Source organism: Paenibacillus sp. FSL R5-0623, assembly GCF_037974265.1.
Taxonomy (GTDB): Bacteria; Bacillota; Bacilli; order Paenibacillales; family Paenibacillaceae; genus Paenibacillus.
In genome coordinates, this window is the sequence record NZ_CP150233.1 from 1,557,832 (window position 1) to 1,569,785 (window position 11,954).

Here is an 11,954-nt window from a genome sequence, read left to right on the forward strand (position 1 = left end):
GCTGAAACGATGCTGCTTCCCGTTATAGTCGCAGGGATGCTCGGAGCGGGATGGCTGGTGCTGGATCGAACCCGGGGGCAGACCTACCGGCATCTGCGCAAGCTGGATATGGAAGGATTACGACTGAAAAAATTGCATGGTCCCTTCCTGTTTATATTGGACAAGTTCGAGATTGGACGCAGATTGCCAGTGCTCATGTTTCGAATGCAACATGCCATTCAGAAAATGTATGGCATACAGCACAGTGGAGAGAAAACGATGCTGTATTGCGCTGAAATGTTGACCTATACATGGCTCATGTTGCTGGTGGGCTGCCTGTTATCACTGGTTGGAGATATGGGCATCGGAGGTATGGTAGGTGGGCTTGCGCTTGGTGCAGCGTTGCCTTTTGCGCTCTACAAAGACCTCAATACAAAGGTGCAGCGAAGAGACCAGGATATTCTTATGGAACTGCCTGAGCTGCTGAACCGAATTGTACTGCTGGTTGGCGCAGGGGAGACCGTGCAACGTGCTATCGTTCACTGTGTGACAAGCCAGGGGGAACGGGATCATCCGCTGTACAACGAACTCAGAAAGACGGTGGGAGATTGGAATAATGGTTACTCGTTTCAACAATCATTTGAACAGTTCAGTCGCCGCTGCGGTGTACAGGAAGTGACGATTTTTACGACAACGGTGCTGCTGAATTTCCGGCGTGGGGGAGGTGACTTTGTATTGGCGCTGCGGGATCTGTCACATGTGTTGTGGGAGAAACGCAAGGCTGTCAGTCGGGCGAAGGGAGAACAGGCTTCTTCCAAACTGGTGTTTCCGATGGTACTGATCTTTTTTACGATTGTGGTCATGATCGGGGCACCTGCTTTTATGATGATGAATATGTAGGAGGAATTGGGATGATGGAAGTATTGAAGAATAAGGTAAATGTATTTTGGAAGGAAGAGGACGGACTAGGCACGTTGGAGCTGATTCTGATTATCGGGGTTATTATCATTATTGCTTTGATTTTTAAAGACCAAATTAAAAAATTGGTAGAAAGACTGTTAACTAATGTGAGTAATAAAAGTAATGAATTCTTCGAATAACAAGTTCAAAAAGGAAGAAGGGAGCTTCACCGTTGAAGCCTCCCTGATCTTCCCTGTCGTGCTGTTTATTCTTGTGTTGTTACTCTTTTTCACCATGTACATGTATCAAAAGACATTCCTGAATCAACATGCCTATGCAGCTTCCGAACGTGCAGCCTATAGCTGGGACAACAGCCACAAACAGGCGATGACAGGTGAATATGTTGCTGGAGAACATGACAATCTGTATTGGAGACTGACGGACGATCGTATGCTTGGAGCGCTGTTTGGCTGGGCGGGAGCGGATAATCAGGTTAGCGTTTCTATACCTGCTGGTGAAGGCGGCAATCTCTCGGAACAGAAATTAGCACAAGCGGTGCAACATATGCCCTCAGCCATGAAAGGAACGATTGAGTATCAGAATTCTCTGATTCAGCGGAAAGTAACAACCAAGCTGGAACAAGTAATTTCCTTGCCTCTTCCTTCTTTTTTGTTCGATTCAGGTAACCGTGTACTGACGCGGGGATCATCCGCAGTTGTTGAACCGGTTGAATTCATTCGAACGGTCGATCTGGTTCGTTATTACGCAGCCAAGTTTAAAAGCAAAGGCGGTGCGGCGACCAGTACAGCGGCAGAAGCCGGACAGGTTGTGCAGCATTTTGGCAAAAGTAAAAAGTGAGAAAAGGAGGAGGGCGGAGCTGTTTAGAAAAAAAGACGGTGAGTTGGGAGCCGTAACCCTTTTTTTAATATTAATATTGGCCGGAGTTTATATGTTTGTCGCTATATTTATTGATTACGCTCGTATAGCTGCATTCAAGGTGCAGACTGAACGCATGACACATGCTGCGATGAGATCCGTCATGTCAGCCTATGACACATCACTACGAGAGTATGGTTTATTCGGGTATGGCGACAGCAGTGGGGATGCAATTATGGCTAAAGTACTGAATGATAGCGTGAAGCCTTCAGCTGTAAAAGATGGATTTCCCATTCTGGATATCCAGTGGGATACAACTACGCTGAGCATGGAGCGTGAACTGGGCAGATACGATATATTTAATCGCCAGATTCAGGAGGATATGAAGTATCGGGCTCCGGTTGATTTTACCCTTGAAGTGATCAATCGGTTCAAACCAATGTCAGACGAGATGAAGGAAGCTGCACACACGGTAGACTTGCTGAAAAAATTACAGAAGTTATATGACAAACGTGAAGAATTACTGGATGAAGCCATTGCCAATCAGACGGAATCCGCGGAGAAACTGAAGAATCTTCCGAAGTTGATCATGGACCCGCCTTCACAAGCGATCTATGAAGAAATGTTGGAAGAAACACCGGAGACAGCTGCCGAGGCAGCAGCACGTTATGCAGATTATCTTAACAAGAAACAGGCAGATGAGGGACTGCCGTTGAGAGAGCAACAATACATATTGGAACTGGCTCGTTATCGGACTGGTGTTGGTAATGTGGTGACAGGCATCAGCATGATCATGCAGCCCGCGTTACAGGCCCATCAAACAAAGCTGGAGGAAGCACAGTCCAAAATCGAAGAAGCACGCAAGATCAATGAGGAAATGAAACGTGTAATCGCAGAGGGGGAGAACCGTTCGCAGAATGCCAGCTACGACAACGTGGGCAACTCGAATCTGCCTGGGACGAGTCCTGCAACTACTGGATCAGGCAGTGAAGCTAAGAGCACACGCTCCCTCGCCTCGGAGCTTGTGAGGGCGGATAGCCTATTTGATCAGTTGAAAGCACGGGTTGTTTCCCAGAATGCGGACTTCTCTAACGTCAGAAGAGACAACATGGAATTGAATAGTCAGCTTCGCAGCGTTACGGGAATGAGTGGGGTTCCGATTAAACCTGCGGTCAGACAGGCAAGTCAGATCACGGAACGATATATGGACACCTATGTACGTAGCGGTCCTGCCAATCTCATCCTCCAAAGTAAGCAGCAGCTGGAGAGTGGTCGTGGGTCGGATGCCCAACGCAAAGCGAATGACAAAGAATCCAAAGGGAAATTGAAGGAAGTCAAACGAATCTTGTCGCAGATTCAGAATGGAAGTTCGGGTTCCATGGACGCTTTCAAACAGTTGGAGGAATATTACAACGTTAATATTTCTTTTAACGAGGCTAGTCGTGAGGAAGCCAAAAAGGCAGAGATTGCTGGAGATCCCTATGACTCTGGTGGCGATGCCATGAAGGGAATGGACAGTTTGTTTGGCGGGATGTCCGGTCTGTTGGACAGTCTTGGCGACGAATTATTTCAGAATGAATATGCTTTAGCCTATTTCAACTCCATGGATTTTGGTCAGTTATTTACCTGGACTGAAGGTGGTGGAGATGCTGGTGATGTTTTCAAACTGGAGAAACAGGAACTGGAGTATATCGTTTATGGATTTCATAATCCTTCGGGTAACATCGCTGCGGCATATGCGGAGATATTTGGGATGCGGCTGGCTATTCGGACGGCAGAAGGGTTAATTGAGCACAGCAAACTTGGGAACCCACTTCTGGTATTATCGGCGGCAATCTTATACGGGATTACAAACGCCATTGCCGATATGGTGAAACTCGCGAAAGAGGGCAGTGTGGAATTGTCCAAGTATATCAAAGTCAAACTGACGTATAGGGACCATCTTCGATTGTTCCTAATGATGCATAGTAACAATGAACGCAAAATGTCCAGAATGCTGGCGCTAATTCGATTGAATACGGGTGTGAATCCAGATGAGAAACAGACGTATGCTTCGGGTAACATGCGCAGCAGTATCAAGCTGTGGTTTTTACCAGGGGTGGTTAGAAGCATAGGTGCAGTGATGGGTAGTGCGGACCAAGTTGAAGATGGACGATTTTTCATTGAGCGGAAGGCGGATTATTCCTATTGAATAATCAGGATCGTTTCGGTGGAGGGATTATGGATAAGCAGCAACATTATGAAAAAGAAAGCGCACAAATGCAGATTCGTTTAACAAGAATAATCAGATTGCAGCGTTTGAAGTCTCTTAAAAAGCAGATACATTCTTCGAAAAAGGAACAAGGTAGCATGGTTCTGGAAGCCTCACTAGTGTTACCTGTCTTCTTGTTCTTTATCATGTTTCTCATCTTCATAGTGCAAATGACTCTAATCTCCACAGCGTTACAAAGCACAGCGGGTGAAGCGGTGAAGCAGTTATCAACGAAAATATATCCCGTTTCCCTTGCATTCACACCTTCTGATTCTGCCGGCGGAGAAGGTTCTGGAGGGGGTTGGAAGATACCAGAGTTATCTCTGACGGAATGGGCAGAAGGTTATGCTTCTTCTCTACCCGAGCCATTAAATGATTGGGTACGTTCAGCGGCGGCCAGTGGTGAACAACCACTACAGGAGATCAAAACATCCGTCTTGGAAACCGTACTTGATCCCACCGTAAAACCGCTGCTTCAACCATTTATCGAGCCAACGCTGCTGAATATGGAACGTGTTCATGTGAATGGTATTTCGGTACCTGATCTCAAAAACAAAACAAATCCGTATTTCCGACTTGAACTGAGTTATGAATTGCCGCTAAAAGTCCCCTTTCTCAGTAAACCGCTACGGATTCAGGCTGCTGCGGCAGAACGGGTATGGATTGGAGATACCGGAGAAGGATCAGATGGCAGTGCAGGAGACGGGGATACTGCGGGTTCAGCAACGGTTCTGTCGAAGCCTGACCCGGCTTACATAGGCAACAATGCAATGATCAAGGTGGAGGTAGAACCAGGAGAGACAGCCAACTTAACGATATTTTACAAGTCAGGTGAAAGTTCTGCGAAGCACATCGGCTGGGCCACCGCAGATGAGAATGGAATTATTGAATGGAACTGGTTTGTTGGTACTCGGACAACAGAAGGAACATGGAGTTTTGTTGTCGAGACAGGGGACGGTGCCAAGACGGAGACTACGTTTACCGTGGCCTCCAGAAAATAAGGAAGGGGATGATGGAGGTGGAGTGGTTTTACATTGTCTGTGGCTTATACGTCATTGCAGCTTTTATTACAGATATTCGTTCAATGAAAATTCCAAATCGATTGACTTTACCCGTGACTGTTGCAGGCGTATTGGCCCATATCATATGGGGAGGTTGGGATGGTTTCTTGTTCTCAGTCGCTGGATTTGCAGCAGGTTTTGGTATTTTGTTTCTGATGTATGCGATTGGCGCCGTAGGAGCAGGAGATGTGAAATTGTTTGGTGGGATTGGTGCATGGACGGGACTTGCTTTTGGCATTCATGTCATTATTTACTCCGTTTTGTACGCGGGCGCAATTGGTCTAGTGATACTTCTATTCCGAAAGGACTCAGCGAAACGGATTCGAGGCATGGCAGGCAATCTTGCGGGGTTCTTCATGCTTGGTTCCCTCAAACTGGTGAACAAGGAGAAGACATTGAAGTTTCCGTTTATGCTGGCGGTGTTACCTGGATTTATCACGGTGCTTGTCTCGGGACTTTTCCCTTGATATCAGGAGTCTGGAAAACGTTAGGATAACAGTGATCGAAGATAGCACTGCGATTGGAGTGGAAGAGTGTGGTGTATTGTAACTCAACTTATATCAACTAAACTTTTTACACGAGAACGGAGAGGACGGAAAAAACCTGAAGAAGCGGAGCGCTCGCCTTTATCCCCGGATTTTCCCCTTTACAAAGGGAATCAAGAAATCTGGGGATAACAGCGATCGGAAGGTTGTTCCGTCATCGAAGTACCCAGTGTAACTTTCTTTAGTTGATCCTATATAGCAACGGAAAGAGAGGATTGGCATGTATGGATTAACGAGAGATTTTATTCGTAACGGCGGAGCATTCATGGTTTTGGAGAAAGAGGACGGGTTACGAATGGAGGAATTGAGCCGGGTACAGATGGGGATGTTGTCCTCCAATCAGATTCCGCGACTTCTGCCTGTTCATATTCGGGAAGTCGATCGAAATGTAACTTTGCAGTACGACATATCAGGGTACAAGATGTTATCTCAGATGTTAAAGTCCAGCAAAATCAAATTGCGTGTTCTGTATGGTTTGTTGTTCCAACTAGCTGATGCCTTCACGGAATGCCGGCAATACATGCTGGAGCCTCGTAAATTATTGATCCAGGAAGAGTACTTGTTCATCAACGGTTCATTCGAACAGGGTGAGCTTGGGATGGTATATGTACCAATCATGGATACGGTTGAAGTTGATCCAACGCCTCAGCAATTCCGTGAGCTGGTGATCAGGCTGATGGCACATGTACAGGAACTGCAGGGAGAAGGCATTCAGCGTGTTCTGCAGTTATGTGACAATGACCGCTGGGATATCAGACAGTTGCGAGAGCTTCTTTTGGAATTATATGCTGACGAGCAAGAGAATGGAGGAGGCGCAGCATTTCTCTCGTCCAGAACTTCGGAAACACCCAATGATTCAAGAAGTGATCTTCGTTCGTCGATTTCTGAGCGAGATAGCAGGCTAGCCACTGGTACTTCTCGGCCATATCAACCCGGTACTCCCATTCAAAATGCTGCTGTGGGACCGCAACTAAATTTCCGTCAGCCGCAGAAAACGAGTGAATCTGAGGTGGAAGACATTCCGGTGAGATCTCGAACCTTTCCAGGCAGGCGCTCACCTGAGCAATCTTCATTAGAGAGTTCAAATGGTATGGATAAGAGAGGAAGTAACCCGTATGATTCGCTAGAGCGTGTTGATATGGAAGTGGAGGAGAAGCCCGGATCTTCCAAAGTAACCTATATCATATTGGGCTGTATGGTTGCCATGGCATTGGTATGGAGATTTATTTACATGGAGCAACCGGGACAGACGCAGATGATCCTGTGCATGGTACTAAGCCTTGGCTTGTTTGGTGTAGCAGGATGGACGTGGAAGCGTAAGGGAAGCCCTCATAATGATTCAGAGAATAAGCGGTCTTTTTCATTCAATTTAAGTAAGAACAAAGGCGAGAAAATGGAAGATGAAGAGGAACCATTCCAGGAAAGTTGGCGCTGGAATACAGCTGAAAGGCCAGCGGAACGCATAAAACAAATGGTTGCATCCGCCTCAGAAGGTGGTAGCGAGCATTCCCGTTATCCAAGTCTGCATGTGACACCTGAACACTCCGAACCACCGTTCGTTCAGCGCCATGTGGAAACGGTAGTTTCAACTTCAGAACTAATTCGAAATGATGCAGTTGCGGAGGCAACCGTAAATTTGCAGAATCTGGCTAATGGTAAATTTACAGGGGAAGGCCCGGTGATGGCGTCTTATTATCTTGAACGAAGATCTGGCACCGGTGACCAACATGAACGGATGGATGTGCAAGGAGCATCTTTTGTCATCGGAAGATCAGCAGACATGGTTCAGTGGGTGGACACAGCGACCGGCGTGTCCCGTGCTCATGTGGAATTGAGCCGGAACAAATCCGGCTATGTGATTAAGGATCTGGGTTCCGTCAATGGAACCATTCTTCAGGGCAATATTCTTGCTCCGTATAAGGAGTATCCATTGGCGGATGGAGACACATTTACACTTGCGGAATCAGTCTACACTTATCGGTCGGTTGGATAAGACATAGTTCAATCAGTCAGATAATCCGCGGTGCTTCAGATCTTCCAGTGCCTGGGTTAAGGTTGGGAAAGTGAATTGGAAACCGTGGTCGAGAGCTTTTTGCGGAATGACTCTCTGCCCTTGAAGCACGACAACGGATAGTTCTCCGACCAAGGTTTTAATCAGGAAGCTGGGTACGGGGAACCAGTGAGGGCGATGATACACTTTACCGACCGTACGACCGAATTCATCATTGGTGACAGGGTTCGGTGAGGAAGCATTGACTGGACCTGATACTTGTTTATTTTGAATGCTAAAATCAATGAGTCTTACGATATCCATAATGTGAATCCAGCTAGTCCATTGCTTGCCACTGCCGATCTTGCCACCAACACCCAGCATATAAGGAAGTTTCATCAATGGAAAAGCACCTTTTTTATGGCCAAGCACCAGGCTAACCCTGATTTTGACGAGTCTGACATGCTTGATGGCATCTGCAGCTATTTCCCATTGTTCTGAGACCCGGGACGGGAAGTTCATTGATTTTTGTGGACTGCTCTCGTCAAAGGTTTCGTTAGGGGAGGTTCCATAGATGGCCATGGCAGAAGCCTGAACGACCACTTCCGGCTTTTGTTCCAGAGACTCCACCAATCGGGCTACCCGCGCTACGGTCGTGACTCTGGATTCAACAATCTCCAGCTTCGCTTTGGTTGTCCAACGTTGATTCAACGTTTCTCCGGCAAGGTTAACGAGAGCGTCCATACCTTCCAGCAAGTGAGGTTGTTCTTCGACTTGTTCCCACGATATATATGTAAGATTTTTACTTGGATTATGCAAGTCAGGCAGTTTTCGTGTAATAACTTTCACATGGTGCCCGGCTTGCAGCCAGTAATCTACAAGTGCTCCTCCCACAAATCCGGTACCTCCACAAATGGCAATTTTCATATCAAACATCCTCTCTGTATTTTCACTGCGCTGATATATTACCTTACCGTTGGATCGACAAACAGCCCCGTACGGTAAGCAATGCCTGTTGGGAATAACTTACCTGACGGAGCATATCTGTATCTAATTAACCAAATTTATATGCCACTTAACTCATCTTTTATTTTATTTAATCAAATGTTGATAAGGGGAATAATCGATTTTGTTTTTCTCCAAAAATTTGACCAAAAACTTATTATCCCGCTTCGGTGTGGCTATAATGTAACCTTTGATGCAGTGATCTCTCGATACTTCCGTGGCATTGTCTTCAACTGCAATTTTACCGATCTCTGCAGCAATGGAATGTTTGGCAATGTCACGAAATGGCCCTGGCACAGGCTCCACAAGTTGATCCAAAAAAGCTTTGGCTTCATCTGTCCATAAGTGACGGCTGGCTTCAACCCAATAATTCTGCCAATCCAGTTTGGACTTTCCATCCGCTTTTGGTAGCACTTTCAAAAACTTGCGCATCATGAAGAATCCACCGATACACATGCTGCCTAGCAATAAAAAAGTCCAGAATGCGATCGTATTCATAAACCAATTGCTGGGGGAACTGCTGGTCAGTATCATCGCGTAGGAGTCGAAAATCATTGCGGAGTCACCTCGGTTCATTGATTTTCACAGAAAGACGGATTCCGCCTACCCATGTTCCACATATTAGCTGTAAAAAATAGCCTCTATCCCGAATTATAGCGCATTTCTAGATTTATTTCGATAATCGCGTTAGAATAAGGGATAATTCAGATTAAGGGGGATCAATAATGCTGAAAATCGGCTCCCACGTGTCCTTTTCGGACAAGGGATTATTGAGTGCAACGAAGGAAGCGTCCTCGTACGGTTCCAGTTCGTTTATGATATATACGGGTGCACCACAGAATACACGTCGAAAGCCAATCGAATCCATGTATATTGAAGAAGGCAAACTTGCCATGCAAGAGGGTGGAATGGAAGATATCGTTGTCCATGCACCGTACATTATTAATCTTGGCTCATACAAAGACAACACGTATAGACTCGCTGTAGATTTTCTTCAGGAAGAGATCCGTCGTACACATGCCATTGGTGTCAAAAACATCGTATTACATCCCGGCGCATTTACGGATAAAGATGCCCACTATGGGATCGGACGGATCGCAGAAGGGTTGAATGAAGTGCTGGAGGGTGTGAAAGAGACAGATGTGAACATCGCTCTGGAGACCATGGCTGGCAAAGGTACGGAGATGGGGCGCAGTTTCGAAGAGATCGCCCAGATTATTGAGAAAGTAACGTATAACGAGCGCCTGACAGTGTGTATGGATACATGCCACATTCATGATGCCGGATACGATATCGTTAACGATTTTGACGGTGTATTGGAACAATTCGATCGTACGGTAGGACTTGACCGCATTGCCGTAATGCATATTAATGATAGTAAGAATGCTGTGGGTGCGCACAAGGACCGTCATACACCAATTGGTTCTGGCTGGATCGGGTTTGAGGCGATTAACCGCATCGTCAACCATGAGAAGCTTCAAGGACGTCCATTTATTCTGGAGACACCTTGGATTGGTAAAGAGGCCAAGACACAGCGTCCAATGTATGAAGTGGAGATTGCGCTGCTGCGTGGGGATGTTGCCGGTCGTTTCGGCCAGGAATTCCTGACAGAAGTAGAGCAGTTGCAACACTTTTTCAAAGGTAAAGAGATTGAGTCCCGTTCGTATATTCTGGATGTGTGGACGCTGCTCAAAAATGATGCCAAAGCCAAAAAGGCAGATCCGCGCGAACCGCTGGAACGCCTCTATGACATGGTGGCTGAAGCTGCACTATTCCCGCATTTGAATGAAGAACAACTGAATCATCGCTTGATTGCATGGCTTGCGGGTTAATCCCGCAGGTCATGGCTTAATTGAAGGAGGAAGAATAACCCGATGGAGATCCACACTAAACAAGTACGCCCTGATTCTAAAAACCGCGCGGATCGTGCGCGCATGCTTATTTCCTGTCCCGATGGTCCAGGAATTGTAGCTGCCGTCTCTCATTTCCTGCACCAGCATGGTGCAAACATCGTTCAGTCGGACCAGTATACCATGGACCCTGCTGGCGGCATGTTCTTTATGCGGATTGAGTTTGATCTTCCGCAATTGTTGGTCAATTTGCCGAAACTGGAAGCTGATTTTGCAGAAGTGGCAAGCCGTTTCCAAATGGAGTGGACGTTATCTGCGGTCAGCCGCAAGAAGAAACTGGCTATCTTTGTATCTAAAGAAGATCATTGTCTGGTTGAATTGTTGTGGCAATGGCAGGCAGGCGACCTGGATGCCGATATTGCGCTTGTGGTCAGCAACCATCTGGACATGAAGGACTATGTAGAATCATTCGGTATTCCATATCATCATATTCCGGTTACAGCAGATACGAAGAAAGAAGCGGAACAGCGCCAACTGGACGTCATCGGCAACGATGTGGATGTGATCATTCTGGCTCGTTACATGCAGATCATCTCTCCCATGTTTATTGAGCACTACCGTAATCGAATCATTAATATCCACCATTCGTTCCTGCCAGCCTTTGTGGGTGGTAAACCGTATGCGCAGGCGTACAACCGTGGTGTCAAAATTATCGGTGCAACAGCGCATTATGTTACGGAAGAACTGGATGGCGGCCCGATTATTGAACAGGACGTGCAACGTGTAAGCCACGGGGACGATGTAACCGAGCTGAAACGTATCGGACGTACCATTGAGCGTGTTGTGCTCGCACGTGCCGTGAAATGGCATGTTGAAGACCGTGTTCTTGTTCACGAAAATAAAACCGTCGTATTTTAAGCTCATGCTTTAATACTGTGCAAGGTTGATTCGGAACCACGTAATAGATTAACAACAAAGCGACCCCATTTCGTTTATGAAACGGGAGTCGCTTTTTTTGTTGTGTTGATATACTTTCCGCACAAGCCAAGCATAATACCAAACAGCAGATGTCCTACAATCCAGTAGAGGATGGCGGACAGATCGTACAGGTCTGGAACACGTGATGACAATTGAGAGAGTGGGATATAGAGCAAGGACGAGACTGCACCAAGTAAAATTCCTTTGATCATAGGGCCGCCTGAATGTCGTACCCACCACAGATAGAAGATACCGATGACAACGGACACGATGAGATGCAAAGCAAATTCAATGAATTCGGGTAAGGTTGGCGGAAGACCAGGCACAAAATCAATATTCAGCAGCAGAGTATATACTTGTTCACCTGTGTTGGCCTGAATCATTTTGAGGAAAAATCCCAGTACAACTCCCGAGAGAATTCCCGTTAAAATACCGGATAACCAGGGTAATGAGTGTTTTACCGATGTTGATGGGTGAGCAGCAGGATCTGGCGTGATCGTGACCTCCTATGATTGACGA

At 46.5% G+C, this 11,954-nt stretch carries 12 protein-coding genes; 9 read left to right on the forward strand and 3 right to left on the reverse strand.

Features of this window, described 5'->3' with window-relative positions; genetic code table 11:
- Positions 1-9: 9 nt before the first annotated feature.
- The 7 genes from MKY92_RS07020 (at position 10) to MKY92_RS07050 (ending at position 7,605) form a co-directional block, all read left to right on the forward strand.
- On the forward strand, positions 10-879 hold the full coding sequence (locus MKY92_RS07020; protein WP_076209457.1) for a type II secretion system F family protein: 870 nt from the start codon (positions 10-12) through the stop codon (positions 877-879).
- Between the two features lie 11 nt (positions 880-890).
- Entirely contained in the window at positions 891-1,079 is a 189-nt protein-coding gene (locus tag MKY92_RS07025) for a Flp1 family type IVb pilin (RefSeq protein ID WP_339299860.1), read from the forward strand.
- Positions 1,063-1,737: a TadE/TadG family type IV pilus assembly protein gene (locus MKY92_RS07030; protein WP_339299861.1), complete on the forward strand. Its 675-nt coding sequence runs from the start codon at positions 1,063-1,065 to the stop codon at positions 1,735-1,737. The genes MKY92_RS07025 and MKY92_RS07030 overlap by 17 nt, the downstream gene beginning before the upstream one ends.
- Positions 1,718-3,946, forward strand: a complete 2,229-nt coding sequence (locus MKY92_RS07035) for a hypothetical protein (protein ID WP_339299862.1) — start codon at positions 1,718-1,720, stop codon at positions 3,944-3,946. The genes MKY92_RS07030 and MKY92_RS07035 overlap by 20 nt, the downstream gene beginning before the upstream one ends.
- A complete protein-coding gene (locus tag MKY92_RS07040; protein ID WP_339299863.1) occupies positions 3,943-5,007 on the forward strand; it encodes a pilus assembly protein in 1,065 nt (354 codons plus the stop codon). The genes MKY92_RS07035 and MKY92_RS07040 overlap by 4 nt, the downstream gene beginning before the upstream one ends.
- 17 nt (positions 5,008-5,024) lie before the next feature.
- Positions 5,025-5,534, forward strand: a complete 510-nt coding sequence (locus MKY92_RS07045) for a prepilin peptidase (protein ID WP_339299865.1) — start codon at positions 5,025-5,027, stop codon at positions 5,532-5,534.
- A gap of 298 nt (positions 5,535-5,832) precedes the next feature.
- Complete coding sequence (locus MKY92_RS07050; RefSeq protein ID WP_339299867.1) at positions 5,833-7,605, forward strand: DUF6382 domain-containing protein; 1,773 nt, start codon at positions 5,833-5,835, stop codon at positions 7,603-7,605.
- 12 nt (positions 7,606-7,617) lie between these two features.
- On the opposite strand, the gene MKY92_RS07055 is transcribed toward MKY92_RS07050, so the two are convergent.
- Together MKY92_RS07055 and MKY92_RS07060 are read right to left on the reverse strand one after the other, a co-directional pair.
- Entirely contained in the window at positions 7,618-8,529 is a 912-nt protein-coding gene (locus MKY92_RS07055; protein WP_076209452.1) for a TIGR01777 family oxidoreductase, read from the reverse strand.
- 165 nt (positions 8,530-8,694) lie between these two features.
- Positions 8,695-9,162, reverse strand: coding sequence for a DUF2621 domain-containing protein (locus MKY92_RS07060; protein WP_176872741.1), 468 nt, complete (start codon positions 9,160-9,162; stop codon positions 8,695-8,697).
- Positions 9,163-9,332: 170 nt separating this feature from the next.
- Between MKY92_RS07060 and MKY92_RS07065 the strand changes: the two genes are divergently transcribed.
- Together MKY92_RS07065 and purU are read left to right on the forward strand one after the other, a co-directional pair.
- A complete protein-coding gene (locus tag MKY92_RS07065; protein ID WP_221819193.1) occupies positions 9,333-10,439 on the forward strand; it encodes a deoxyribonuclease IV in 1,107 nt (368 codons plus the stop codon).
- 42 nt (positions 10,440-10,481) lie between these two features.
- Positions 10,482-11,375 (forward strand): formyltetrahydrofolate deformylase, encoded by an 894-nt coding sequence (purU, locus tag MKY92_RS07070; RefSeq protein ID WP_339299868.1) that lies wholly within the window; start codon positions 10,482-10,484, stop codon positions 11,373-11,375.
- Positions 11,376-11,449: 74 nt separating this feature from the next.
- Here the strand turns inward: purU and MKY92_RS07075 are convergent, their stop codons facing one another.
- Positions 11,450-11,818 (reverse strand): hypothetical protein, encoded by a 369-nt coding sequence (locus tag MKY92_RS07075; RefSeq protein WP_339299869.1) that lies wholly within the window; start codon positions 11,816-11,818, stop codon positions 11,450-11,452.
- Positions 11,819-11,954: the final 136 nt, after the last annotated feature.